This is a genomic window from Dechloromonas denitrificans (assembly GCF_020510665.1).
GTDB lineage: Bacteria > Pseudomonadota > Gammaproteobacteria > Burkholderiales > Rhodocyclaceae > Azonexus > Azonexus denitrificans_B.
In genome coordinates this window covers 1,628,436-1,651,873 of record NZ_CP075187.1, presented here as the reverse complement: position 1 = coordinate 1,651,873, position 23,438 = coordinate 1,628,436, and the positions used below count along the sequence as shown (strand labels likewise).

At 58.7% G+C, this 23,438-nt stretch carries 26 protein-coding genes; 8 read left to right on the top strand and 18 right to left on the bottom strand.

What is annotated here, in order from left to right:
• Positions 1-3: 3 nt before the first annotated feature.
• From KI614_RS07665 to ispD, 3 genes are all read right to left on the bottom strand, one after another.
• The gene (locus KI614_RS07665) at positions 4-1,230 is read right to left on the bottom strand and encodes an HD-GYP domain-containing protein (protein ID WP_226409053.1); all 1,227 of its coding nucleotides are present in this window, start codon (positions 1,228-1,230) and stop codon (positions 4-6) included.
• Positions 1,231-1,332: 102 nt separating this feature from the next.
• Positions 1,333-1,821 (bottom strand): 2-C-methyl-D-erythritol 2,4-cyclodiphosphate synthase, encoded by a 489-nt coding sequence (gene ispF / locus KI614_RS07660; protein ID WP_226409051.1) that lies wholly within the window; start codon positions 1,819-1,821, stop codon positions 1,333-1,335.
• On the bottom strand, positions 1,818-2,504 hold the full coding sequence (gene ispD / locus KI614_RS07655; protein ID WP_226409048.1) for a 2-C-methyl-D-erythritol 4-phosphate cytidylyltransferase: 687 nt from the start codon (positions 2,502-2,504) through the stop codon (positions 1,818-1,820). The genes ispF and ispD overlap by 4 nt, the downstream gene beginning before the upstream one ends.
• Before the next feature lie 41 nt (positions 2,505-2,545).
• Here ispD and KI614_RS07650 point away from each other — a divergent pair, with 41 nt between their 5' ends.
• Together KI614_RS07650 and KI614_RS07645 are read left to right on the top strand one after the other, a co-directional pair.
• On the top strand, positions 2,546-3,802 hold the full coding sequence (locus tag KI614_RS07650) for an MgtC/SapB family protein (protein WP_226409046.1): 1,257 nt from the start codon (positions 2,546-2,548) through the stop codon (positions 3,800-3,802).
• A gap of 22 nt (positions 3,803-3,824) precedes the next feature.
• A complete protein-coding gene (locus KI614_RS07645; RefSeq protein ID WP_226409044.1) occupies positions 3,825-4,418 on the top strand; it encodes a hypothetical protein in 594 nt (197 codons plus the stop codon).
• A 12-nt stretch (positions 4,419-4,430) separates the two neighbouring features.
• Here KI614_RS07645 and KI614_RS07640 read toward each other — a convergent pair whose 3' ends face one another.
• Complete coding sequence (locus KI614_RS07640) at positions 4,431-4,619, bottom strand: hypothetical protein (protein WP_226409042.1); 189 nt, start codon at positions 4,617-4,619, stop codon at positions 4,431-4,433.
• Positions 4,620-4,637: 18 nt separating this feature from the next.
• A complete protein-coding gene (locus tag KI614_RS07635) occupies positions 4,638-4,826 on the bottom strand; it encodes a hypothetical protein (RefSeq protein WP_226409040.1) in 189 nt (62 codons plus the stop codon).
• Positions 4,827-4,966: 140 nt separating this feature from the next.
• On the opposite strand from KI614_RS07635, the gene mfd reads away from it, so the two are divergent.
• The 3 genes from mfd to serB are packed head-to-tail and all read left to right on the top strand — an operon-like array spanning position 4,967 to position 10,331.
• Complete coding sequence (gene mfd, locus KI614_RS07630; protein ID WP_226409038.1) at positions 4,967-8,404, top strand: transcription-repair coupling factor; 3,438 nt, start codon at positions 4,967-4,969, stop codon at positions 8,402-8,404.
• Positions 8,405-8,407: 3 nt separating this feature from the next.
• Positions 8,408-9,481, top strand: coding sequence for a 3-deoxy-7-phosphoheptulonate synthase (locus KI614_RS07625; RefSeq protein WP_226409036.1), 1,074 nt, complete (start codon positions 8,408-8,410; stop codon positions 9,479-9,481).
• Between the two features lie 10 nt (positions 9,482-9,491).
• A complete protein-coding gene (gene serB, locus KI614_RS07620; RefSeq protein WP_226409034.1) occupies positions 9,492-10,331 on the top strand; it encodes a phosphoserine phosphatase SerB in 840 nt (279 codons plus the stop codon).
• A 46-nt stretch (positions 10,332-10,377) separates the two neighbouring features.
• Here serB and KI614_RS07615 read toward each other — a convergent pair whose 3' ends face one another.
• The 12 genes from KI614_RS07615 to cysE form a co-directional block, all read right to left on the bottom strand.
• Positions 10,378-11,028, bottom strand: coding sequence for a ribonuclease HI family protein (locus tag KI614_RS07615; RefSeq protein WP_226409032.1), 651 nt, complete (start codon positions 11,026-11,028; stop codon positions 10,378-10,380).
• Between the two features lie 112 nt (positions 11,029-11,140).
• Complete coding sequence (locus KI614_RS07610; RefSeq protein ID WP_226409029.1) at positions 11,141-12,475, bottom strand: FAD-dependent oxidoreductase; 1,335 nt, start codon at positions 12,473-12,475, stop codon at positions 11,141-11,143.
• 260 nt (positions 12,476-12,735) lie between these two features.
• Entirely contained in the window at positions 12,736-12,930 is a 195-nt protein-coding gene (gene iscX / locus KI614_RS07605) for a Fe-S cluster assembly protein IscX (protein WP_203466494.1), read from the bottom strand.
• A complete protein-coding gene (gene fdx, locus KI614_RS07600; protein ID WP_203466493.1) occupies positions 12,927-13,271 on the bottom strand; it encodes an ISC system 2Fe-2S type ferredoxin in 345 nt (114 codons plus the stop codon). The genes iscX and fdx overlap by 4 nt, the downstream gene beginning before the upstream one ends.
• Positions 13,268-15,148, bottom strand: a complete 1,881-nt coding sequence (hscA, locus tag KI614_RS07595; RefSeq protein ID WP_226409027.1) for a Fe-S protein assembly chaperone HscA — start codon at positions 15,146-15,148, stop codon at positions 13,268-13,270. Before hscA ends, fdx begins: the two co-directional genes overlap by 4 nt.
• A gap of 3 nt (positions 15,149-15,151) precedes the next feature.
• The gene (gene hscB / locus KI614_RS07590) at positions 15,152-15,679 is read right to left on the bottom strand and encodes a Fe-S protein assembly co-chaperone HscB (RefSeq protein ID WP_226409025.1); all 528 of its coding nucleotides are present in this window, start codon (positions 15,677-15,679) and stop codon (positions 15,152-15,154) included.
• Positions 15,679-16,002, bottom strand: a complete 324-nt coding sequence (gene iscA, locus KI614_RS07585; RefSeq protein WP_226409023.1) for an iron-sulfur cluster assembly protein IscA — start codon at positions 16,000-16,002, stop codon at positions 15,679-15,681. The genes hscB and iscA overlap by 1 nt, the downstream gene beginning before the upstream one ends.
• 2 nt (positions 16,003-16,004) lie before the next feature.
• Positions 16,005-16,388, bottom strand: a complete 384-nt coding sequence (gene iscU / locus KI614_RS07580) for a Fe-S cluster assembly scaffold IscU (RefSeq protein WP_153149973.1) — start codon at positions 16,386-16,388, stop codon at positions 16,005-16,007.
• Positions 16,389-16,399: 11 nt separating this feature from the next.
• A complete protein-coding gene (locus KI614_RS07575; protein WP_226409021.1) occupies positions 16,400-17,611 on the bottom strand; it encodes an IscS subfamily cysteine desulfurase in 1,212 nt (403 codons plus the stop codon).
• 25 nt (positions 17,612-17,636) lie between these two features.
• Entirely contained in the window at positions 17,637-18,794 is a 1,158-nt protein-coding gene (locus tag KI614_RS07570; protein WP_226409019.1) for a cysteine desulfurase family protein, read from the bottom strand.
• A gap of 5 nt (positions 18,795-18,799) precedes the next feature.
• Positions 18,800-19,306, bottom strand: coding sequence for a Fe-S cluster assembly transcriptional regulator IscR (gene iscR, locus KI614_RS07565; RefSeq protein WP_226409017.1), 507 nt, complete (start codon positions 19,304-19,306; stop codon positions 18,800-18,802).
• Positions 19,307-19,362: 56 nt separating this feature from the next.
• The gene (gene cysE, locus KI614_RS07560) at positions 19,363-20,118 is read right to left on the bottom strand and encodes a serine O-acetyltransferase (protein WP_226409015.1); all 756 of its coding nucleotides are present in this window, start codon (positions 20,116-20,118) and stop codon (positions 19,363-19,365) included.
• Between the two features lie 140 nt (positions 20,119-20,258).
• On the opposite strand from cysE, the gene KI614_RS07555 reads away from it, so the two are divergent.
• Both KI614_RS07555 and KI614_RS07550 read left to right on the top strand, forming a co-directional pair.
• Positions 20,259-22,025, top strand: a complete 1,767-nt coding sequence (locus KI614_RS07555) for a serine hydrolase domain-containing protein (protein WP_226409013.1) — start codon at positions 20,259-20,261, stop codon at positions 22,023-22,025.
• A 3-nt stretch (positions 22,026-22,028) separates the two neighbouring features.
• Complete coding sequence (locus KI614_RS07550; protein WP_226409010.1) at positions 22,029-22,298, top strand: phosphopantetheine-binding protein; 270 nt, start codon at positions 22,029-22,031, stop codon at positions 22,296-22,298.
• A gap of 39 nt (positions 22,299-22,337) precedes the next feature.
• On the opposite strand, the gene lexA is transcribed toward KI614_RS07550, so the two are convergent.
• Positions 22,338-22,943, bottom strand: a complete 606-nt coding sequence (gene lexA / locus KI614_RS07545; protein WP_203466483.1) for a transcriptional repressor LexA — start codon at positions 22,941-22,943, stop codon at positions 22,338-22,340.
• 122 nt (positions 22,944-23,065) lie between these two features.
• On the opposite strand from lexA, the gene KI614_RS07540 reads away from it, so the two are divergent.
• Positions 23,066-23,371: a hypothetical protein gene (locus KI614_RS07540; RefSeq protein WP_226409008.1), complete on the top strand. Its 306-nt coding sequence runs from the start codon at positions 23,066-23,068 to the stop codon at positions 23,369-23,371.
• Positions 23,372-23,438 lie beyond the last annotated feature (67 nt).

Sequence of the window (23,438 nt, the reverse complement as noted above, 5' to 3'; positions counted from 1 at the left end):
GTACTAAAGCAAAAAGCGTGAGACATCGATACCCAGTTTGTCCGGTATCTCGTAACCGACAATCCGGTCCGCCCCGCCCGCCCCCATGGGCCGCGAAAGATCGACCACCTCCGGCGCGATGTAGTGCATGCGTTTTGCATCGTACATGACCCGAACGCGTGGCGTCAGCAAATGCGCATCGGACTGCTCGATCACCACGCCCAGGCGCCCGCTTTCCAGCCGGACCAGTGTCCCGACCGGGTAAATCCCGACGCTCTTGACGAAAACCTGGGTCAGCGCCGGATCGAAGTGAAACTTGCTCCACTCGAAGAGTTTCTGGACAGCGGCGGCAGGCGACATGCCCTTGCGGTACACCCGGTCGGAAGTAATCGCATCATAGACATCGACGATGCCCGACATCCGGCCAACTTGCGAAATTTCATCGCCTTTCAGGCCGCGCGGATAACCACTGCCATCATAGCGTTCGTGGTGCAAATCCAGCGGCTCAAGGGCCAGCGCCGGAATGCCCGGTAACTGCCGGATGTAGTCGGAGCCGAGGACAACGTGCGACTTCATGTGCCGATATTCTTCTTCCGACAGACGCGCGGGCTTGTTGAGCACAGCCTGCGCGACACGCATCTTGCCCACGTCATGAACCAGTGCGCCGAGCGCCAGATCGTGGATGGCGTTCATTTCCAGATCGACCACCTTGGAAAAGGTGACCAGCATGGCGCAGACGCTAACCGAATGGAGAAAGGTGTAGTCATCCAGACTTTTCAGCCGGCGCATGGTCATCATCGCATTGCTGTTGCGCATGACCGAGGCGACGATTCTTTCGACCGTCGGCCGGGTTGAAGCCAGTTCGACCTGGTGGCCGAGACGGATGTCATCCATCAAGTGGCGGATGACGCGCGTCGCCTCGCCGTATGCCGCGTGAGCGCGGTTCATCTCCTCGGCCAGTGAAACTTTCGCCTCGGCAACCACAGGACGGCTGGTCGTTGCCATCCGGTCAAGCTGCTCGGCGCTTTCGCGAGTAGCTTCGGCCGCCGTCGGAACACCATCGCCGACATCCCGCCCCCGGTCCGTGTCGATGAACAGTTCGCGAATACCCGCCGCCCTGACCTTGGCAAGATCAGCCTCGCTGCTGATCAACATGCTGTTGAAAGCAAACGGATGATTCAGCCAGCCCGCATTGAAGTCGCTGACATACATGCCAGGCTCAAGCAGATGGACGGGGATTTTTTTGATCATGAACCGGTCGGGACTCTGTAAAGGTCAGCAATTCTGAAAAGAAAGCAGAATCGACAGCGTACCAGAACACATGCAGCTCAGGGCTGGCATGACACATCGGTACTAGCCGCCAGGCATTTTTTCAACCAGCACCACGGCCTGGGCCTCAATCGCTTCTTGACGCCCGAGATAGCCCAGCTTTTCGTTGGTCTTGCCCTTGATATTGACCGAATCGATCGAAATACCGAGGTCGACCGCGATATTGGCAACCATCGCCGCCGCATGCGGTGCAAGTTTCGGCTGCTGGGCAATCAGCGTCGCATCGACATTGACCGGACGCCAGCCCTTCTCGGCGAGCAAGGCAACTGCTCCGCGCAACAGGGCACGACTGTCGGCGCCCTTGTAGCGCGGATCGGTATCCGGGAAATGGCGACCGATATCGCCCAGCGCAACGGCGCCGAGCAAGGCATCGGTAATTGCATGCAGCAGCGCATCGGCATCGGAGTGACCGAGCAAACCGGTGGCGTGCGGAATCTCGACGCCACCGAGAATCAGCTTGCGGCCGGCAACCAGTTGGTGAACGTCGTAACCCTGCCCGACCCGGATATTCATTTTCGTCCCCTGAGAATCATGGCGGCCAGTACCAGGTCGGCCGGATAAGTCACTTTCAGATTGGTCGCATCGCCGCGCACCAGTTTCGGCTGCAAACCAAGGGCTTCGATGGCACCGGCCTCATCGGTAACTTCGCGGCATTTTTCGAGTGCTTCGAGCAGTCGACCGTAGCGGAACATCTGCGGCGTCTGCGCCTGCCACAAGCCGTCACGCGGCTCGGTTGCGGCAACGCGTTGTTCGGCATCGGCCCGTTTCAACGTATCGGCGACCGGCACGGCAAGAATGCCGCCAACCGGATCTTCAGCCAACTGACTGAAAAGGGCAGCCAGCATCTCGGCACTAAGACAGGGGCGCGCCGCATCATGGACCAGCACCCAGTCTTCCGGCGAGGCGACCATGGCTGCGGCCTGCAAGCCATTATTGACGCTGTCGGCTCGGGTTGCCCCGCCACAGCGCAGTGTTTCGAGCTTGGCACCGAGGTCGGACCAGTCGTACTGGCCCCAGTACGGGTCATCCGGCGAGAGCACGACCCAGACACGATCGATGTCCGGACAGGCAACCAAGGCGGCCAGCGTGTGATAGATCAGCGGCCGGCCAAGCAGGCTCAGGTACTGTTTGGGTTTTTCTGCGCCGAAGCGGGAGCCGCTGCCGGCAGCGGGTACGATTGCGAATTGACGTGGCATGGCTTAATTTTACTGAATAACGCCAACAAAAGAGGAATCGCATGAGTTTCGTCGTTCCGGAACTGGCCGCCCCCGTTGAAGCCTTCGCAACGGCGCTTGGCATTGGTCTGCTGATCGGCCTCGAACGCGAGCGTCGACCGGACTCAGCGGCCGGCCTGCGGACATTTGCGCTGGTCGCGATGCTCGGCTGCCTGTTTGCCCTGCTCAGCGAAAGAACGGGCGGGCCATGGATGCTGGCAACCGGACTGCTAGTCGTCGCCGGCGCAATGATCGCCTCGAATTTTTCGACCCAGCAGGAAGAACAATATCGCGGCTTCACCTCGGAAGCGGCCATCGTCATCACCTATGGACTGGGTGCCGCCACCTGGTATGGTTATGCAACGCTGGCTGTGATGCTGGCCATCGCGACGACCATCCTGCTTTATTTCAAGGCTGAGCTGCGTCGATTCAGTGAGCGGACAACGCAGAAAGACCTGAATTCGATACTCCAGTTTGCCGTACTGTCGCTGGTCATCCTGCCGATTCTGCCAAGCGCCGACTTTGGCCCTTACAACGCCATCAATCCTCGTCAAATATGGTGGATGGTCGTATTGATTTCCGGCCTGGCACTTTCCGGCTACCTCGCACTGCGCATCATCGGCGCCCGGCACGGTGCGGCCCTGCTCGGCATTTTCGGCGGTTTGGCCTCGTCGACCGCAACCACCATGATGTTTTCGCGCCACGCCCGCGATCACAACCACTTGATCCGCATGTCGGCCATCGTCATCCTGATCGCCAACGTCATGGTCATGCTGCGCCTCGGCCTGATTTCCAGCGTTGTCGCCCCCAATCTGCTGGCCCAGATTGCCGTCGTTTTTGCCTGCGGCATCATTCCCGGCGTACTGATGGCGCTCTACGGCTGGAAGGTACTCAATGCCGGGGGCGAACTGCCGATGCCCGAAGTCAAGAATCCGACCGAACTGAAAACAGCCATTTCCTTCGGCCTGCTCTACGCCTTCGTTCTGCTCGCCTCAGCCTGGCTGCAGGATGTGGCCGGCAACAGCGGCCTGTATATCGTCGCCCTTGCCTCCGGCCTGACCGACGCCGATGCCAGCGTGCTGTCCACACTGCGCATGTTCAATCTCGAGAAAATCTCCCACGGCCAGGCTGTCATTGCCATCACCCTGGCCTTACTGGCCAACCTTGTTTTCAAGATCGGGCTGGTCATCAGCATCGGTGGGCACAAACTGGCACGTCATGCACTCCCCGGCCTGTTGGCCATCGGTGCAGGCATGGCTGGCGGCTTGTTGCTGGTCTGACAAACGGAAACGCCCGAATACCATGAACCAGAATCTTACGATCCAGACACCCCAGGGGCCGCTGCACGGCCATATCGACATGCCGGACAATCCCCACGGATTGATCCTGCTGGCCCGCGCCCATCATGCACCGGCCGACACCTTCATTACCGCCAACCTGGCAGCCCGCGGCTACGCAATATTTTTCATGGAGTTGCTGTCGGCCCGTGAAGCCCAGTTTGCCGATGCGTCACAAAATGTACCAAAATTGACCCAGCGTCTGATCGACATGCTCGATCTGATTCGCACCCACGGCGCCACACAGGATTTACCGCTGGCCATTTTTGCTTCGGGTGACGCCACCCCGGCAGCAATCCGCGCGGCAGCCCAGCGCGACATTCAAGTCAGGGCACTTGCCGGGCACGGCGGCATTGTCGACCGCGCCGGATTACAAGCACTCAATCTCCTGAGTGCGCCGTTGATGATGCTGTTTGACAGCGACGACAGTCCGGGGCGCAATGCATTTCAGCGCGCGACACCGCATTTGAACTGCGCCCATGAGATGCACACGCTGAATCCCGGTGATGATCCGGTTCCCCATGTGGCAGCGTGGCTGTCGCTGCATCTGGGCAACTGACAACAGACGGACTTACTGCCCGCCCTGCGGCTCTTCCGTGCGGGGAGCCTGCAACCAGTCGTGCAGACTGAAAACCTCGATATTGAACAAGCGGCGTTCGATATTGATCCGCCGTTCGGTGCAACCAGCCGGCGGCCCCAGGTTTTCCCGGCAACGCCTATCAACCTTGCGCCGTTCGCTGTTCTTTGCCTTATCAACCATTCCCGCCCGCCCTTTTCATTACTCAAATCCTTCCATCGGGTTTCCTTGCTGGTAGCGAGCAAAATGCGATGCCCATTCCCTGAACGAAATTTCGCTGATCGTCGTCTGGCGTCGCTCGCTTTGCCGCCGCTCCTTGAAGTCATGCGGAATCTTTTTGCTGTGCCGACGACGATCCAGACCCCGCCTTTTTTCATCGACGATAGACATGAAGCACCATCCGGAAAGTCAAAATCAGCGGCGGATGATAGCACCATTGCATATGCATTTATTCTTTAATGGTGTGCAAAAAAACAGCCTGTTCCGAAGCGGCTATAATTCCAGCCCCGCAACGCTGCGCCTGCGCCACCGTGTCTGCCAACAAACCCCTGCTTTCCCTCCCCGCCCTGCCCAAGCCCGGCGCCCGCATTGACCTGCCGGCCCTTTCCGGCTCATCGGATGCCCTCGCCCTGGCTGAACTGGCTACCCGGAGCAAGGGCCAAACACTGGCGGTTGTCACGGCCAGTGCGGCCGATGCACAACGTCTGCTGGAGGAGATTCCATGGTTTTCATCCAGCCTGAAGGTTCGCCTGCTGCCTGACTGGGAAACGCTGCCCTACGACCACTTCTCGCCGCATCAGGATCTCGTGTCCGAACGCCTGGCCACCTTGTGGGCGGCCTTGCAGGGCGAAGTCGATATCCTGCTGGTCCCCGCCTCTACCGCGGTCAACCGCCTTGCACCGCCGGAATTCATGGCGGCCTACACCTTCGAGTTCAGCAAGGGCCAGAAACTGGACGCCGAGAAATTCCGCGGCCAGGTCACGCTGGCCGGCTACGCTCATGTGACGCAAGTCGTCTCGCCGGGCGAATACTCGATTCGCGGCGGGCTGATCGACCTTTTCCCGATGGGTTCGCAACTGCCTTACCGGCTCGATCTCTTCGACGATGAGATCGAAAGCATCAAAACTTTCGATGTCGACACGCAACGCACGGTCTATCCGGTGGCCGAAGTTCGCCTCTTGCCAGCCCGTGAGTTTCCGATGGACGACAAGGGCCGCACCCATTTCCGTCAGGCATTCCGCGAGAAATTCGAAGGCGATCCGGCCAAGTCCGGCATTTACAAGGATATCTCCACCGGCATTGCCAGCGCCGGCATCGAGTATTACCTGCCGCTGTTTTTTGACGAAACGGCGACGATCTTCGATTACCTGCCGAAAGACGCGCTGTTCGTCACCCACGGCGACGCACCGGCGGCGATTGCTGCGTTCTGGAACGACACCCGTTCGCGCTACAACCTGCTGCAGGGCGACAAATCGCGCCCGCTGGTTCCGCCCGAAGAATTGTTCCTGAGCGACGAAGCCTTTTTCACCGCCGCCAAATCCTACGGTCGACTGGCGCTGGACGGCAAAAATGCCGACGCCGGAAAACGGCCCAATGTTGCGGTCGACCGCCGCAGCGACGATCCAATTGGCGCGCTCAAGAACCATCTGGCCAGTTTCAAGGGACGCGTGCTGCTCGTCGCCGAAACCGCCGGCCGGCGCGAAACACTGGCCGCGATGTTCGCCGAGCACGACCTCAGACCGGCAGCCTCAGCCGATCTCGCCGCTTTCCTGGCGGGCGACGCCAAGTTGGCCCTCGGCATTGGGCCGCTGCAAACCGGTTTTGCCCTCGACACACTGGCGTTCATCACCGAAACCGAACTGTTTGCCGGTTCGCCGCGCCGCACCCGACGCGAAGCCGCCAAGAAGGCTAGTTTCGATAACTGGCTGAAGGACCTGACCGAACTCAAGGTCGGCGATCCGGTGGTCCACGAAAGTCATGGCATCGGGCGCTATCGCGGCCTGGTGCGGATGGATCTCGGTCTCGGCGAGCAGGAATTCCTCGAACTGCATTACGCCAACGAAGCCAAGCTTTTCGTGCCGGTCGCCCAGCTTCACGTCATCTCGCGCTACTCCGGCGCCGATCCGGAAAGCGCGCCGCTGCACACGCTAGGTTCCGGCCAGTGGGAAAAGGCCAAGCGCCGTGCCGCCGAGCAGGCGCGCGACACTGCCGCCGAACTGCTCGCGCTCTACGCCGCCCGTGCGGCGCGCCAAGGTCATGCTTTTGCCTTCGAAGAAAACGATTACGAAGCCTTCGCCGACGGTTTTGGTTTTGAGGAAACGCACGACCAGGCCAGCGCAATTGCCGCCGTGATCGATGACATGCGCTCCGGCAAGCCGATGGACCGGCTGGTCTGCGGCGACGTCGGTTTCGGCAAGACCGAAGTTGCGCTGCGTGCCGCCTTCTGTGCCGTGGCCGGCGGCAAGCAGGTGGCCGTGCTGTGCCCGACCACCCTGCTCTGCGAACAGCATTACCAGACCTTCGCTGACCGCTTCGCCGACTGGCCAGTCAAAATCGCCGAAATTTCGCGCTTCAAGACCGCCAAGGAAACAACGCAAGCACTCAACGATCTGGCAGAAGGCAAGATCGACATCATCATCGGCACGCACAAGCTGATCAGCAAGGATGTCAAATTCAACCGCCTCGGCCTGGTGATCATCGACGAGGAACACCGTTTCGGCGTACGCCAGAAGGAAACGCTGAAATCGATGCGCGCCGAGGTCGATGTCCTGACCCTGACCGCAACACCGATCCCGCGTACCTTGGCGATGTCGATGGAAGGTCTGCGCGATTTCTCGGTCATTGCCACTGCGCCGCAGAAGCGCCTGGCGATCAAGACCTTCGTCAGCAAGTTCTCCGACGGCATCATCCGCGAAGCGGTGCTGCGCGAACTAAAGCGCGGCGGCCAGGTGTACTTCCTGCACAACGAAGTCGACACAATCGAGAACATGCAGGAAAAGCTGGCCAAGCTGGTTCCCGAGGCGCGCATCGTGATCGGCCACGGCCAGATGAACGAGCGCGAACTGGAACGTGTCATGCGCGACTTCACCGGCCAGCGGGCCAACGTGCTGCTGTGTACGACGATTATCGAAACCGGGATCGACAATCCGCACGCCAACACTATCCTGATCAACCGCTCGGAAAAATTCGGCCTCGCCCAGTTGCACCAGTTGCGCGGCCGGGTTGGTCGCTCGCATCACCAGGCTTACGCCTACATGCTGGTGCAGGATGAAAAAGCGCTGACCAAGCAGGCCAAGCTGCGCCTTGAAGCGATTCAGGCGATGGAGGAACTCGGTTCCGGCTTTTTCCTGGCGATGCACGACCTCGAAATCCGCGGCGCCGGCGAAGTGCTCGGCGACAATCAGTCAGGCGAGATGCAGGAAGTCGGCTTCACCATGTTCAGCGAAATGCTCAACCGCGCCGTCGCCCATTTGAAGCAGGGCAAGACGATTGACGCGGTCGACCTGACCCAGCCGCTCGGAATCGGCAGCGAAATCAACCTGCGCACGCCGGCCCTGCTGCCCGATGGCTACTGCCCGGACGTCCATGAGCGCCTGACGCTCTACAAGCGCCTGGCCAATTGCGAGGCCGACGACGAAATCGACATCCTGCAGGAAGAGTTGATCGACCGTTTCGGTGAAATGCCGCTCCAGACCCAGTCGCTGCTCGCCACGCACCGCCTGCGTTTGCTGGTCAAGCCGCTGCTCATCCAGAAGCTGGATGCGACCAGCGACCAGATCACGCTGCAGTTCAGCCCGGAATTCTCGAAAAATCCGCCTATCGAACCGATCAAGATCATTAATTTGATTCAGAAAAACCGCAGCTATAAGCTGGCCGGACAGGATAAAATTTCCCTTTTACGCCACTGCCCGACGCTCACCGACAAGGTCGCCGCAGTGAAAGACATGATTCGACAGCTGACAAACTAGATTATGACGACTCCAGACATCGACAACGTAAACGTAGCCGCCTTCGACACCATGCCGACGCCGGCCGACATCCAGGCCCGCCTGCCACTCAGCGCCAAGGCGGCCAAGACGGTCACGCAGGGCCGCAACCTGCTGCGCAAGATCATCGACCGGAAGGATCATCGCCTGTTCGTTGTCGTTGGTCCGTGCTCTATCCATGACCCGGTGGCCGGCCTGGATTACGCCCGCCGCCTGAAAAAGCTGGCCGATGAAGTCGGCGACACGCTGCAGATCATCATGCGCGTCTATTTCGAAAAACCGCGCACCACCGTCGGCTGGAAGGGTTACATCAACGACCCCTTCATGGACGACTCCTTCCAGGTCAATGTCGGCATGGAAAAGGCGCGTCAGTTCCTGCTCGACGTCAATGAACTCGGCCTGCCGGCCGGCACCGAGGCGCTCGACCCGTACGGCCCGCAATACTACGGCGACCTGATCGCCTGGACCGCGATCGGCGCACGCACCACCGAATCTCAGACGCACCGCGAAATGTCCTCCGGCCTCTCCACCCCGGTCGGTTTCAAGAATGCGACCAGCGGCGACCTGACCGTGGCGACCAACGCCATTCTCTCGGCCTCCAACCCGCATTCCTTCCTTGGTCTGAACAGCGAAGGCCGCGTTGCCATCGTGCGCACCAAGGGCAACGCCTACGGACACGTCGTGCTGCGCGGCGGCGACGGCAAGCCGAACTACGACACCGTTTCCGTTGCCGTTGCCGAACAGGCGATGGCCAAGGCCAAGCTGCCAGCGAATATCGTGGTCGACTGCTCGCACGCCAACAGTTCCAAGAAGCCGGAACTGCAACCGCTGGTCATGGCCGACGTGGTCAGCCAGATTCGCAATGGCAACAAGTCGCTGCTCGGCGTGATGATCGAATCCAACCTCGAAGCCGGCAACCAGGCTATCCCGGCCGACCTGTCGCAACTCAAGTACGGCTGCTCCGTCACCGACGGTTGCGTCGGCTGGGAAGCGACCGAAAAAATGATTCGCGATGCAGCCGTAATGCTGCGCGATGTGTTGCCGGAACGTATTGCCTGAGTCTGCACCGATGAATCTGATTATCCAGGGCGGCGCCCTTCCGACTTTCCTGCTTGAACGCATTTTGGCGGCCACCGGCACGTCGACCGTGGAACCGTTGCCGCCGCAGGTCGTCCGCATCAGGGGTGCGCAGCGGACGCCCGAGTTCGATGCGCTGATTCCCTTGATCGAAGCCGAGAAGCTCGACTGGGCCTTCATTGAAGCCGGCAAAAAATTTTCGGACTTCGGCCTGATCTGTTTCGATATGGATTCAACGCTGATCACGATCGAATGCATCGACGAACTGGCTGACTTCGCCGGCAAGAAGGAAGAGGTTTCAGCCGTTACCGAAGCAGCCATGCGCGGCGAAATCGATTACCGCGAAAGCCTGCGCCGCCGCTTGTCGCTGATGGCCGGTCTGGATGCCCGTGTTCTGGCGCGTGTTTATGGCGAACGCCTGCTGCTCTCCGACGGTGCGCGCGAGCTACTCGAAGCTGCGCAGAATGCCGGCCTGCGCACGGCCATCCTCTCGGGCGGTTTCACCTACTTTACCGAGCGTTTGCGCATTGAACTCGGCTTTGACTTCGCCACCTCGAACGAACTGGAAATTTCCGGCGGCAAGCTGACCGGCCGGGTTGTCGGCGACATCGTCGATGCTGCAGCCAAGGCGCATCATCTCGCTCGCCTGACCGATGAACTGGGCCTCAAAAAGGAACAGGTCATTGCCTGCGGCGATGGCGCCAACGATTTGATGATGATGGCCCAGGCCGGACTATCGGTCGCCTTCCACGCCAAGCCGGCAACACGTGCCAAAGCTGACGTCGCGATCAATTTTGGTGGCCTGAACTCCCTGCTCAACCTGTTCGACTAAGTCACGATCAGCCCTGGCTGACCGCCAAGCGCGTCAGTCAGGCCGATCAATCGAGCAGCATGGCTTCCCTGAGCGCTGCAGGAAGCAGTTTGCGGTGCCAGAAATCCTCGTGCCCAAAGTTGTTCTCCACCCTCAGGGCACACCCTTTGTCCAGCGCTAGTTGCGTCGGCTTGCCACCTTCGCGCAATTTGGCTGCATCCATGCGTTTGCCCAAGGCCACGCCGGACAAACCGAAGGGTTTACCGATCTCGGTAATCTTCATCCACACCGTCCGATCAAGCGGCACGGCCGCGACCACACCGATCGCACGCTTCGAGAGCGCATCAGCCTCGATATTCTGCTCCCTCGGAATCCAGCGCAAATGCACCTCGGGAATCTGTGCTTTCAGCTTGAGCACGGTTTTGCAGAGCGGCACCAGGCTCTCGGAATTGATCAACCACTCGCCGCTGACCTGCTTGATGACCAGCTGACTATCGCCATAGACGACAAGGCTTTTGACGCCGGCATCTGCAGCAGCATCAAGCACAGCCATCAGCGCGCAGTATTCGGCCTCGTTGTTCGTGCCGTGACCGATTTCCTGGGCAATTTCGACAAGCTCGCCGGCAGGCCCCTTCAGAATGGCACCAATACCCCGTATTCCCGGATTGGCGTGTTTCGTCGCCCCGTCAAACCAGGCCTGCCAGGTCATCGCGTCCATCTGATTCTTTCTCCTTCGGTGAGCCCGCTACGGCGGGCAAGCATGCCAGACAATCCGGCGTGTGCCACAAGCGTCCGCCGCATGCGGCGACGAACGCTCTTGCTGCGACAGATCAGCCGAACATGTCCTCGTACATCCGGCCAGCCCAGGCAAAGTCTTCGGTCACCAGTTCATCGCGCCGCAGATTATCGTCGTCCTGATCCTGGATGATAATGCCCTTGTCGTTGACGTAGTACTTGAAGCGCACAGCCACATCTTCGCGCGGTGCCGTATTGACCATCATGAAACACAGATTATCAGGCAAGGCGTACTTCGGCTCACGGCCCTTGACGCGTTCGCTGATGTATTTGGCAACGATCTTGGCATGGGCGTTGGCGACGTGGCCGGCCTTCGGATAAAAATTAAACTGTGGCGAGACGACACCAACCGCATCGCCGATCACGTACACATCCGGGTCATCCTTCATGTTCAGGAAGAAGGGATCGACACCGGCCCAGCCAGTCGGCTTGCCTTCGGCATTCTTGCCGATCAGCCCGGCCTTCCAGGCCATGTCGCCCGCCTGGTGCGGCGCCATCAGGATGCTGTGGTCGAAGTTAAAATCGCCGGCCGAGGTCTTGATCTTCTTGTTGAACGGGTCGACTTCCTTGATCACGGCCTTGGGCACATAGACGATCTGATCCTTGTACAGATTATCGAAAGCCTCCTGGAAACCACCGGTAATCGGGCGCGGGCTGTCTTTCGGGTCGAGGATGATGACCTTGCCCTTGATGCCGCGTTCCTTGATCAGGCCGGCGATCAGACAGGCGCGCTCGTACGGTGACGGCGGACAACGATGCGGCGGGGGCGGCAGCGTCATCACCAAGTCGCCACCCTTGAAATTCTGGATGCTCTGCTTGAGCTGGAAATGTTCGGCATTCGGAATGTAGGCCGCCGGAAAATGCGCCCGGGTGTATTCCGCAGCCTTGCGGTCATTGCCGAACCAGGCTTCGTAGTTGTAGCGGATGCCGGCACCGACGATCAGGTAGTCATAATCGATCCAGCCCTGGGCGGTGATGACCCGCTTCTTGTCTCGCTCGAAGGCGGTCACTTCGGTCTGGATGAATTTGTAGTCGTATTTCTGCGCGACCTTGAGGTAGCTGAACGTCAGGAAGTTGGTATCAACCACATCGACCAGCCACTTGTTGCTCATCGGGCAGGAAAAGAAAACCGGATTGCGCTCAAGAACAACAACGTCGAGCGTCGGATCGAGTTTCTTCAGATGTTTGGCGGCGCTGATCCCGCCCCAGCCACCACCGCAAACAACGACTCGCTTGCCATTGGCTTTCGGCAACAGCGGGTCGGACTGCATGGTGATCAGGAAGGGCAACGGACTGGTCGGCTGGGCCATGGCAGTTGTCGCGCCCAGCACCGAACCGGCGGCCAGAAACTGGCGGCGGTTGAAGGTCATGAATGTCTCTCCATTTTATAAGCCATCCGGACACGGAGATGCCCGGATTTACAGTAGCGTCAGTGACGCGCGGAATACAGCAGGCCGTACGCAGACGGCCATCAAGGCTGCTTCGAACATTGTAAACAAGAAAACGGCCGGATCACTCCGGCCGCTTCAAGTGCATTCATTTTTGTGCCTCGGTCGAGGTAGACCGCAGCTTTCCGGTGCTGACTCAAAACGTGCAGGCTGTTTTGGGTCAGTTCCGGCCAGCATGAATTTTACGAAACCTCGTCGATCCAGGCTTGCTGGATGGCTTCAAGGATTTTCTCGCCCGAACGATTGGGTTCATCGTCAAAGCCGGGCAAGGCCATCACCCAGTTGCGCAGGTCGACAAAGTTGAGCTTGAGCGGATCCTTATCCGGATGCGCTTCGCTCAGTTCGATGGCGATATCGTTGATGTCGGTCCATTTCATTTGCGGTGCCCCTCTTTCGCCATGTTCAGGCTATATCGCGGAATCTCGACAACCAGCGGTGTCTTGCCAACGATGGCCTGGCAACCCAGGCGGGAATTCGGCTCCAGGCCCCAGGCCTTGTCGAGCAGGTCTTCTTCGGCATCCTCAGCAGCTTCGAGCGTATTGAAACCTTCGCGTACGATGACGTGGCAGGTCGTGCAGGCACAGGACATTTCGCAGGCATGGTCGAGCTCGACGCCATTAGCCAGCAGGTTTTCGCAAATCGACTTGCCCTCTTCCGCCTCGATGACAGCACCGTCCGGGCAGTTTTCGAGGTGCGGCAGAACGATCAGTTGAGTCATGCGTCTTCTCCCATTTTGATGTCGTCGACCTTGCGACCAGACAGCACTTTCTTGATACTTTGATCCATCCGGCGATGGGCAAAGGCCTGTGTTTCGTAGCCAAGATCATCCATGGCGATATTGATCAGGCGGCGGTTATCGCCCTTCATCGTCTCGGCCAGCTTGGCAATGGTGTCATTGATCTTGGCTGTTTCGGCCGCATCAAGCAGGTGTGGATCTTCCTTCAGCGCCGCTTCGGTCGCCTCGATCATGCGCTGGGCTTCGACAATGGCTTCCTTGAGGGCGCGGTTGATCGCGTCATCCTTGGCGTGTTCCATCGAATCCTTGAGCATGCCGGCGATTTCATCATCGGACAAGCCGTAGGATGGTTTGACGGTGACGTTTGCTTCCACGCCTGTCGTTTGCTCACGTGCGCTGACCGACAGCAGACCATCCGCATCGACCTGAAAAGTAACGCGGATGCGTGCCGCACCGGCAACCATCGGCGGAATGCCGCGCAGTTCGAAGCGCGCCAGCGAACGGCAGTCGGAGACCAGTTCACGCTCGCCTTGCACGACGTGGATCGCCATCGCCGTCTGGCCATCCTTGAAGGTGGTGAACTCCTGGGCGCGGGCGGTCGGGATGGTCGAATTGCGCGGAATGACCTTCTCGGTCAAGCCGCCCATCATTTCCAGGCCGAGCGACAGTGGAATCACATCAAGCAGCAGCCAGTCGTCCTTGCCGGTCTTGTTACCGACCAGCAGGTTGGCCTGGGTTGCGGCGCCGAGCGCAACAACCTTGTCCGGATCGAGGTTGGTCAGCGGCTCCTGGCGGAAGAAATCGCCGACAGCCTTCTGGATTTGCGGCATGCGCGTTGCGCCGCCAACCATGACGACACCCTTGATGTCCTCGGCCCGCAGGCCGGCATCGCGCAGGGCCTTCTTGACCGGCTGCAGCGTTTTCGAAATCAGCGTCTGGGTAATGGCCGCGAAGGTCGCGACATCGAGCTTTATATCGACCATTTCGCCGGTGGATAAGCGAGCCGTGATCGGCGCTTCCGGGTTATTGGTCAGGAATTCCTTGGCTTCGCGGCAGCGCATCATCAACAGGCGGCCGTCTTCCGGCGAAAGCGGCTGCAGTTTCGCCTGCTCGATCACCCAACAGAAAATGCGGTGATCAAAGTCATCGCCGCCGAGCGCCGAGTCGCCACCCGTCGCCATGACCTCGAAAACACCCTTGGTCAGTTTCAGAATAGAAATATCGAAAGTACCGCCACCCAGGTCGTAGACCGCGTAAACGCCTTCCGCGCCGTTATCGAGCCCATAGGCGATGGCGGCAGCGGTCGGTTCGTTGAGCAGGCGCAGCACATTGAGGCCGGCCAGACGGGCGGCATCCTTGGTGGCCTGGCGCTGGGCGTCGTCGAAATAGGCCGGCACGGTAATCACGGCACCGACCAATTCACCGGCCAGGGCCGTTTCCGCCCGGATTTTCAGGGCTTTCAGAATATCCGCCGAGACTTCGACCGGGCTCTTTATACCGGCGATCGTCCGCACCTTGACCATACCCGGCGCTTCGACGAAGTCGTAAGGCATCGACTCGACGTGGGAGATATCCTTCAGGCCACGGCCCATGAAACGCTTGACCGAAACAATGGTGTTACGCGGATCAACCGCCTGCTTGGTCTGCGCGTCGTAACCAACTTCGGTGCTGTTGTCAGCGTGGTAGCGCACGACGGACGGCAGTAGCGGACGCCCCTGCTCATCGCTCAGGCAGATCGAGATGCCGCTGCGTACGGTAGCCACCAGTGAGTTGGTTGTCCCGAGATCGATCCCGATGGCGAGTTTGTGCTCATGCGGTGCAGCCGACTCACCCGGTTCGGCAATTTGAAACAAGGCCATTTTCTAGTCTTCCAGCGACGCCAGTGCGTCGTCGATTTCGTACAGCAATTTTTCCAGGAACATCAGCCGGCGAACCATATCAACCGCTTCGGCATAGTCGACCGCAGCATCGAGCTTTTGCCCCAGATCGTCGTAGCGGCTGTTGATATCTCCGCGCAGGCGGTTGTGCAGATGCTCGAGTTCGTGGTGATCGCCACCCTGACGGGCATCCATCACCGCCTCGCGCCACTCCATCTGTTCCATCAGGAACTCGGGCGCCATCGCGGTATTGGTTTCGGCCTGAATATCGTGACCGGCCAGATGCAGCAGGTATTTCGCCCGTTCGAGCGGTTTCTTCAGCGTCTGGTAAGCCTCGTTGGCCCGCGTCGCCCATTGCATCGACAGGCGCTTATCAGCCTCGCCACTACTCGCGAAACGGTCCGGATGAACCTGGACCTGGACATCGCGATAGCGCGAATCAAGGTCTGCCGCATCGATCTTGAACTGACGCGGCAGATTGAACAGGGCAAAGTGGTCTGAATTGAAATCCATCAGACGTTGAAGGATTCGCCGCAGCCGCACTGATCCTTGACGTTCGGGTTATTGAACTTGAACCCTTCGTTCAGGCCTTCACGGGCAAAGTCGAGCTCCATGCCTTCGAGATACGGCATGCTCTTGGCGTCGACAAACACCTTGACGCCGTTACTCTCAAAAACCAGATCCTCGGGACTCACCTCGTCGACAAATTCCAGCTTGTAGGCCATGCCGGAACAGCCGCTGGTCCGTACGCCGAGGCGCAGGCCGACACCTTTGCCGCGCTTGGTCAGGTAGTTGGCGACGTGCTTGGCCGCCTTGTCGCTCAAGGTGACACCCATGCTTATTCTCCGTGCTTTTTCTTGTAATCCGCCACGGCTGCCTTGATGGCGTCCTCGGCGAGAATCGAACAGTGGATTTTAACCGGCGGCAGGGCCAGTTCTTCAGCAATTTCGGTGTTTTTGATCGCCAATGCCTGGTCGACCGTCTTGCCCTTGACCCATTCGGTCACCAGCGAAGACGAAGCGATGGCCGAACCGCAGCCGTAGGTCTTGAACTTGGCATCTTCAATCACGCCGGACTTGTTCACCTTGATCTGCAGCTTCATCACGTCGCCGCAAGCCGGTGCGCCGACCATGCCGGTGCCGACGCCATCGTCTTCCTTGCCGAAGGAGCCGACGTTACGGGGGTTTTCATAGTGATCGATGACTTTTACGCTATAGCTCATGTGTATTCTCCTTAGTGCGCGGCCCACTGGACGGTGTCCAGATCGATGCCGTCCTGAACCATTTCCCACAACGGGGAAAGTTCACGTAACTTGCCAACTTTGGCTTTCAACAGATTGATTGCATAGTCAATTTCCTCTTCCGTCGTGAAGCGACCAATGCTGAAACGAATCGAACTGTGGGCCAGTTCGTCGTTGCGACCAAGGGCGCGCAGCACGTAGGAAGGTTCCAGGCTGGCCGAGGTGCAGGCCGAACCGGAAGAAACGGCCAAGTCCTTGATCGCCATGATCATCGACTCGCCTTCGACATAAGCAAAGCTGATATTCAGATTATGAGCGACGCGCTGGGTCATGTCGCCATTGATGTAGGTGTGCTCCATGTCCTTCAGGCCATTGAGCAGGCGGTCGCGCAAGGCGCCGACGCGGGCATTTTCTTCGGCCATTTCTTCCTTGGCCAGACGGAAGCTTTCGCCCATGCCGACGATCTGGTGCGTGGCCAGCGTGCCGGAGCGGAAACCGCGCTCATGGCCACCGCCGTGCATCTGGGCTTCAAGACGGATACGCGGCTTGCGACGCACGTACAACGCACCAATCCCCTTCGGGCCGTAGGTCTTGTGGGCCGAGAAGCTCATCAGATCAACCTTGAGCTTGCTCAGGTCGATCTCGACCTTGCCGGTAGCCTGGGCTGCATCGACGTGGAAGATGACGCCCTTCTCGCGGCAGATTTCGCCGAGTTCGGCGATCGGCTGGATGACGCCGACTTCGTTGTTGACGAACATCACCGAAGCCAACACGGTATCGGGGCGAATCGCCGCCTTGAAAACCTCCAGATCAAGCAGGCCGTCTTCCTTGACGTCAAGGTAAGTGGCTTCGAAGCCCTGGCGTTCCAGTTCGCGCACCGTGTCGAGCACAGCCTTGTGCTCGGTCTTGACGGTGATGATGTGCTTGCCCTTGGTGCCGGCGTAGAAATTGGCAGCACCCTTGATGGCGAGATTGTTGGACTCGGTGGCGCCGGAGGTCCAGACGATTTCCTTCGGATCGGCATTGACCAGCGTCGCGACCTGCTCGCGTGCTTCTTCGACGGCTGCATCTGCAACCCAGCCAAAGCTGTGCGAACGCGAAGCCGGATTGCCGAAATCCTCGCAGAGGAACGGAATCATTTTGGCCGCGACACGCGGGTCGACCGGCGTCGTTGCCGAGTAATCCAGATAGATGGGGAGTTTCATCTTTATTCTCGCTAAGTCGGGTTATTCAAACGGCAATTGCCGTCAGTCCCTGCAGGCGTCCGACTGTAACCCGCAAGGCGTTAATGAACTGTTCCACATCAGCCTCGGTATTGCTCGCACCAAGACTGACTCGTACTGCACCGCGTGCCACTTCCGGCGCCACACCCATGGCCTGCAAAACATGCGACGGCTCAGAATTGGCACTCGAACAGGCCGCTCCGCTGGCGACGGCAAATCCGGCACGATCCAGCTTGCCGACCAGCGTTTCACCGTCGATATCCGGCAAGGCAAAATAACTCGTATTTGGCAGTCTTTCGGCGTCGACCGCAAAAATCCGCGCACCCAACGCCACCAAGCCAGTTTCCATATTTTGCTGCAAGACACGCATGCGGTGCGGCAATTCGGCAACGCGTTGCGCCGCAAGTTCCGCAGCAATGCCAAATCCGACGATTGCCGGCACATTTTCAGTGCCTGACCGCAAGCCTCGCTCGTGGCCACCACCAGCAATTTGCGCCTGCAATTCAACACGTTTATCGACCACCAACGCAGCGGCCCCTTTGGGACCGTTGATTTTGTGTGCCGACAGGGTCATTGCATGCAGCCCTGTAGCATTCAGGGTCCGAAAATCAAGCGCCATTTTACCGAAAGCCTGCACTGCATCGCTATGAAACCAGCTGCCAGCAGCCTTTGCCACCTGCAACAGAAGATTCATATCCTGAATGACGCCGGTTTCATTATTGGCCGTCATGATTGAAACCAGACGCGGACGCTGCGCAACCAGTGCTTGGAAGCCCGGCAAATCGATACGACCTTTGGCGTCGACCGCGACAGACCGAAGATCCCACCCCTGCCGCAGCAACTGCGCCGCCGGACGGGTCACACAGGGGTGCTCGGTTGCGCCAATGGCAATCAGACCGGGCTTCAACGATGCCGCAGCACCTTTGATGAAAAGGTTGTTGGCCTCGCTGCCACCACTGGTAAACACGATTTCGGTCGGGTGCGCATTGACTGCCGCGGCAACCTGCTGACGCGCCTGATCGATCGCACTGCGCGCCGCCCGACCGTACTCATGCCGGCTGGAGGCATTGCCGCAGCACTGTTCGAGCCATGGCAGCATGGCCGCCAGCGCCGCAGGATCAAGCGGCGTCGTGGCATTGTGATCGAGGTAGACAGGTTGAAACATGACGATCAGACCAGAGCGCCGGCCTTTTCCCGAACACCCCGGGCGCGAGGCTGCGGCCCGAGACGACGCTTGTCTTCCATCACGACTTGCCCTGCGCCAGCAAGCTTGGCCTTTTGTTTTTCAACCAGTTCGGCCAGCGTTACCGACGAGAGATATTCGTACATTTTTGCATTGAGCGTAGACCACAGATCATGCGTCATGCAGCGGTGCTCATCGTGACAATTCTCACGACCACCGCATTGCGTTGCATCAAGCTGCTCGTCGACTGCACGAATGATATCGGCCACCGCAACCTGGGCAATCGGACGGGCGACACAATAGCCACCACCCGGACCGCGCACGCTGTCGACCAGCTTGTAGCGGCGCAACTTGCCAAACAGTTGCTCAAGATAAGAGAGAGAAATCTTCTGGCGCTCGCTAATGCTGGCCAAAGTCACCGGGCCTTCATCACAACGCAGCGCCAGATCGATCATGGCCGTTACAGCAAATCGCCCTTTGGTGGTAAGTCGCATGATATCTCCTGCCTATAACCTAGTATTACGGTCAACTATACAGAAAGCCGACAAAATCAGTCAACTATTTTGCTCAGATACTGGGCATCGAAAGAATCAGCCAACTGCACCTCCTGATCACACTTCACGCCTTGCTGTTCAAGCTCCTTGAGCAGCGAAGCGAGACGCCGATCGGTCTCGGCAGCGTGATCCAGCAGGCCATGAATGGCCTTGGCCAGGGGATCATCCTGATCACGCCCGACAGCGTAGGCCGAGAAACCCATCTTTTCGGCCTGCTCTTCGCGCTGTTTGCTCTGTTCGGAATGATCGAGAATCCGTGCCGGATTGCCGACCGCAGTCGCACCGGCCGGCAAAGGCTTGGTCACGACGGCATTCGACCCGACCTTGGCGCCTGCCGAAATCGTGATCGGCCCAAGCACCTTGGCTCCAGCTCCGATCACGACGCCATTTTCCAGCGTCGGATGACGCTTGCCCTTGTTCCAGGACGTACCGCCCAGCGTAACACCGTGATAAAGCGTGACATCGTCACCGATCAGCGCAGTTTCACCGATCACAACGCCCATCCCGTGATCGATGAAGAAACGGCGACCGATGGTCGCACCGGGATGAATTTCGATGCCGGTAAAAAAGCGGGAAAGATGTGCGGTGAAGCGAGCCAGCCAGCGCAGACGATGGGCCCACAGCCAATGCGCGACACGGTGCAGGATCAGGGCGTGGATGCCGGGATAACAGGTGAGCACTTCCCAGAACGAACGGGCTGCCGGGTCACGGTCGAAAACCGCACGGATATCCTCACTCAACTGCCGGAACATGAAGCTGAATCTCCCTTTTTTTCCAAGGGTGAATTTTAAAATACTCGACTGAATTTGTCAGCTATTTTGCCGAAAGGCGGCCGATTCATCTGACTTATAATCGCGCCTTGCTGTGCCTGCCCATCTCGCCGAAAGTCCCCATGTTCTGCCATCGAATCATTTCCGCCGCCTGCGCCCTGCTCCTCCTGGGTGCCTGCGCCACTCCGCCACCGGTTTCCGGAGGCAGTGCCCGTGGAGATTACCGATATGTCGAAAAATACCTGGATTGGCTGGTCGACCGCGAAATGTCGGATAACGACATCACTGGCCTGAGCATTGCACTGGTCGACGATCAAAGAGTGATCTGGCAAAAAGGCTATGGATACGCCGACCTGGAAAACAAGATTCCTGCCACACCGGAAACCGTGTACCGCGCCGGCTCGATCGCCAAGGTCTTTACCGCGGCAGCAACCATGCAACTGGCCGAGCAAGACAAGCTCGACATCGACCAGCCTCTGGTGGCTGCCTTGCCTGATTTCGCCATCAAGACCCGCTTCGCCAAAGCCGGTCCGGTCACGCCCCGCAACATCATGACGCATCACTCCGGCCTGCCCTCCAACTTCCTGCGCGGCATGTTCGTCCGCAATCCCGGCCACTTCGAAACAGTCGTCGAAGGACTGCGCGAAGAGCACCTGACTTTTCCGCCAAACTACGTTTTTTCTTACTCCAACGTCGGCATGGCGCTCCTCGGAGCAACCGTCCAGAAAGTCAGCGGCGAACCCTTCGAAAGCTACATGACTGAACATTTCTTCAAGCCGATGGAGATGAATCAGAGTCGTTTTGCATCGCGTGCAGTCGCGAAAGCATACGAAAACAATAAAGAAATCGAAGTTTTCTCTTTGCGCGACATGCCGGCGGCCAACCTGCTGAGCAACGTGATCGACCTCGGTCACTTCCTCAAGATGCAGTTTGCCGACGGGCACTATGGCGGCAAAAACATTCTCTCTGCCCGATCCGCCCATGAAATGGTGCGCATCCAGAATGCCAGCTTTCCCCTCGCCTTCAATTCCTACGTCGGACTCGGCTGGATGATGCACGGCATCGAAGTCCCCGGTGGCGGCCCGGTGGCCAGCCACGGTGGCTCGCTGCCCGACTCGCACAGCATGATGGCGATCCTGCCGGAGCACAAACTGGGCGTTGTCGTCCTCTCGAACTCCGCCAGCGCCCACCTTGCCGTCTCCAAAATCTCGGCCGAAGCCCTCCGCCTGATGCTCGAAGCCAAAACAGGCATCCATCAGGAGCCGGCCAAAACGGCTAAAACCAAAGAACGCGAACCGACTCCGGAAGAATTGCGTCAATTCAACGGCTACTTCGACACCCTGGTCGGCCTGAGCAAGATTTCGACAGACTCCGGCAGCATCGACGTCGACGTGGTTGGCCATCGTTTTCGCCTGATCGCCCATGAGGATGGACTGTTCAGCCTAAAATACAAGCTCTTCGGCATCATGCCGGTCAGCGTCGGTGCGTTCGAAGATATCCGCGTTTCGATGACGACCATCGATGGCCGCCAGATCGTTGTCGGACGCCTTGGCGGCGAATCAATGATGTTTGGTGAAAAGCTCAAGCCCGGCATCATTCCGGAACAGTTCCTGCAGCGCATCGGGCAATACGAGATCGTCGAGAAAATCGACGGCCCCACCCCCGAACGCATTGAACTGAAAGAAGAAAACGGCTTGCTGGTTGGCGAAGTACGTTTCGCCGAAAAACCAGACTTGCTGTTGCGGATCGGTTTCCAGCCGGTATCCGAAAATGAGGCCGTCACTGCCGGCCTGGGGAGTGGGCGCGGCGATACGCTGCGCCTGATTTATCAAGATAACGAAGCGCGCCTGGGCTTTTCAGGCCATCAACTTCGCAAAAAACTGAACTGAACCATGACCAACCTGCACCTTGAACTCAAGCAATTCATCATTGAAGCGATGAATCTCGAAGACATCTCTGTTGACGATATCGGGGATGACACTTCGCTTTTTGGCGATGACGGCCTGGGCCTCGACTCGATCGATGCACTTGAACTCGTCCTTGGCCTGAAGAAAAAGTACGGCATTGTGATTGAAGCCGGGGATGAAAAAACCCGACACTATCTGCGCTCGGTCAATACGCTGGTTGAGCTGATTCAATTGCGCGGCTCGACTGCAGCCTGACCCCGGTCAAAACACGACGCGGGGCCGGCTGCCACCTGTTCAGGACAGGGTGCTGATGGCTCCGCGAATCAAGCCGACTGCAATGCCTTCGATGGCGAAGTCGATTTCTTCGGGATTCACGATGATTGGCTGGTAATCGGGGTTTTCTGCGATCAGTTCAATCACGCCGTTCTTGCGCTGCAACCGCTTGACGGTAACCTCTTCATCGAGACGGGCAACGACAATCTGGCCATCGCGCGCCTGATTCGTTTTGTGCACGGCGATCAGGTCGCCGTCGAAAATCCCGGCGTCGATCATCGACAAGCCACGCACCTTGAGCAGAAAATCAGCCCGCGGGCTGAATAGCTGGGCATCGAGTGCATAGCGACCTTGAACATTCTCGACAGCAAGGATTGGAGAGCCGGCAGCAACACTGCCGATCAGCGGCAAACCCAGTTGTTCGATCAGGCGAATGCCGCGAGCCGAGCCTGGCTCCAGTGTAATAGCCCCTTTTTTGGCCAGCGCCTTGAGGTGATCTTCAGCCGCATTAGGTGAAGCAAAGCCAAAGGCGGTCGAAATCTCCATGCGGGTTGGCGGTGCGCCAAGAACCTCAAGCGTGTTTTTGATGAAATCGAGAATTTCCTGCTGCCGCGGCGTAAGTTTCATGGCCTGATCCCGTAAAATCCATTGGCTGTATTTTTGTACAGTATCGTTTTTTTGGCAAGCAAAGAATCCACTTCCGGGCAAACTGCTACCATTTCCAGCCCAGCGCTCCTGAACTTACAAACATGAAACTGCACGATATCGCGACAGGCTCCCGGTTCGAATACGACGGCCAGGTTTTCGTCAAAACCGGCCCGTTGACCGCAGCATCCGAGAATGGCGGCCAGCGAATCATTCCGCGCTATGCCGTGCTCAAACCACTCGACACCGCCACACCGGCAAGCACTGCCGCAGCCCGTGGGAAACTTGACAAAAAAACCGTTCTGGCGGCTTTCGACCATTTCTACCAACGCTGCAGCCCCTTGGTTGACCGTGCTGCGCTCCCGGAACTGGAAAGCGCCCGCCAGCGTTTCATTGCAGCACTCAAATAGCCCCTGCGAACCAATCCAGGCCGCATGTTGAGGATTTCCCTAACTGGCGGCCGGCTTTTCTTTTGCT

Bases quoted from the DNA above. Each gene is read 5' to 3' on its own strand.
- KI614_RS07665 (WP_226409053.1), bottom strand. From the start codon at position 1,230: ATGATCAAAAAAATCCCCGTCCATCTGCTTGAGCCTGGCATGTATGTC.
- ispF (WP_226409051.1), bottom strand. From the start codon at position 1,821: ATGAATATCCGGGTCGGGCAGGGTTACGACGTTCACCAACTGGTTGCC.
- ispD (WP_226409048.1), bottom strand. From the start codon at position 2,504: ATGCCACGTCAATTCGCAATCGTACCCGCTGCCGGCAGCGGCTCCCGC.
- KI614_RS07650 (WP_226409046.1), top strand. From the start codon at position 2,546: ATGAGTTTCGTCGTTCCGGAACTGGCCGCCCCCGTTGAAGCCTTCGCA.
- KI614_RS07645 (WP_226409044.1), top strand. From the start codon at position 3,825: ATGAACCAGAATCTTACGATCCAGACACCCCAGGGGCCGCTGCACGGC.
- KI614_RS07640 (WP_226409042.1), bottom strand. From the start codon at position 4,619: ATGGTTGATAAGGCAAAGAACAGCGAACGGCGCAAGGTTGATAGGCGT.
- KI614_RS07635 (WP_226409040.1), bottom strand. From the start codon at position 4,826: ATGTCTATCGTCGATGAAAAAAGGCGGGGTCTGGATCGTCGTCGGCAC.
- KI614_RS07625 (WP_226409036.1), top strand. From the start codon at position 8,408: ATGACGACTCCAGACATCGACAACGTAAACGTAGCCGCCTTCGACACC.
- serB (WP_226409034.1), top strand. From the start codon at position 9,492: ATGAATCTGATTATCCAGGGCGGCGCCCTTCCGACTTTCCTGCTTGAA.
- KI614_RS07615 (WP_226409032.1), bottom strand. From the start codon at position 11,028: ATGGACGCGATGACCTGGCAGGCCTGGTTTGACGGGGCGACGAAACAC.
- KI614_RS07610 (WP_226409029.1), bottom strand. From the start codon at position 12,475: ATGACCTTCAACCGCCGCCAGTTTCTGGCCGCCGGTTCGGTGCTGGGC.
- iscX (WP_203466494.1), bottom strand. From the start codon at position 12,930: ATGAAATGGACCGACATCAACGATATCGCCATCGAACTGAGCGAAGCG.
- fdx (WP_203466493.1), bottom strand. From the start codon at position 13,271: ATGACTCAACTGATCGTTCTGCCGCACCTCGAAAACTGCCCGGACGGT.
- hscA (WP_226409027.1), bottom strand. From the start codon at position 15,148: ATGGCCTTGTTTCAAATTGCCGAACCGGGTGAGTCGGCTGCACCGCAT.
- hscB (WP_226409025.1), bottom strand. From the start codon at position 15,679: ATGGATTTCAATTCAGACCACTTTGCCCTGTTCAATCTGCCGCGTCAG.
- iscA (WP_226409023.1), bottom strand. From the start codon at position 16,002: ATGGGTGTCACCTTGAGCGACAAGGCGGCCAAGCACGTCGCCAACTAC.
- iscU (WP_153149973.1), bottom strand. From the start codon at position 16,388: ATGAGCTATAGCGTAAAAGTCATCGATCACTATGAAAACCCCCGTAAC.
- KI614_RS07575 (WP_226409021.1), bottom strand. From the start codon at position 17,611: ATGAAACTCCCCATCTATCTGGATTACTCGGCAACGACGCCGGTCGAC.
- KI614_RS07570 (WP_226409019.1), bottom strand. From the start codon at position 18,794: ATGTTTCAACCTGTCTACCTCGATCACAATGCCACGACGCCGCTTGAT.
- iscR (WP_226409017.1), bottom strand. From the start codon at position 19,306: ATGCGACTTACCACCAAAGGGCGATTTGCTGTAACGGCCATGATCGAT.
- cysE (WP_226409015.1), bottom strand. From the start codon at position 20,118: ATGTTCCGGCAGTTGAGTGAGGATATCCGTGCGGTTTTCGACCGTGAC.
- KI614_RS07555 (WP_226409013.1), top strand. From the start codon at position 20,259: ATGTTCTGCCATCGAATCATTTCCGCCGCCTGCGCCCTGCTCCTCCTG.
- KI614_RS07550 (WP_226409010.1), top strand. From the start codon at position 22,029: ATGACCAACCTGCACCTTGAACTCAAGCAATTCATCATTGAAGCGATG.
- lexA (WP_203466483.1), bottom strand. From the start codon at position 22,943: ATGAAACTTACGCCGCGGCAGCAGGAAATTCTCGATTTCATCAAAAAC.
- KI614_RS07540 (WP_226409008.1), top strand. From the start codon at position 23,066: ATGAAACTGCACGATATCGCGACAGGCTCCCGGTTCGAATACGACGGC.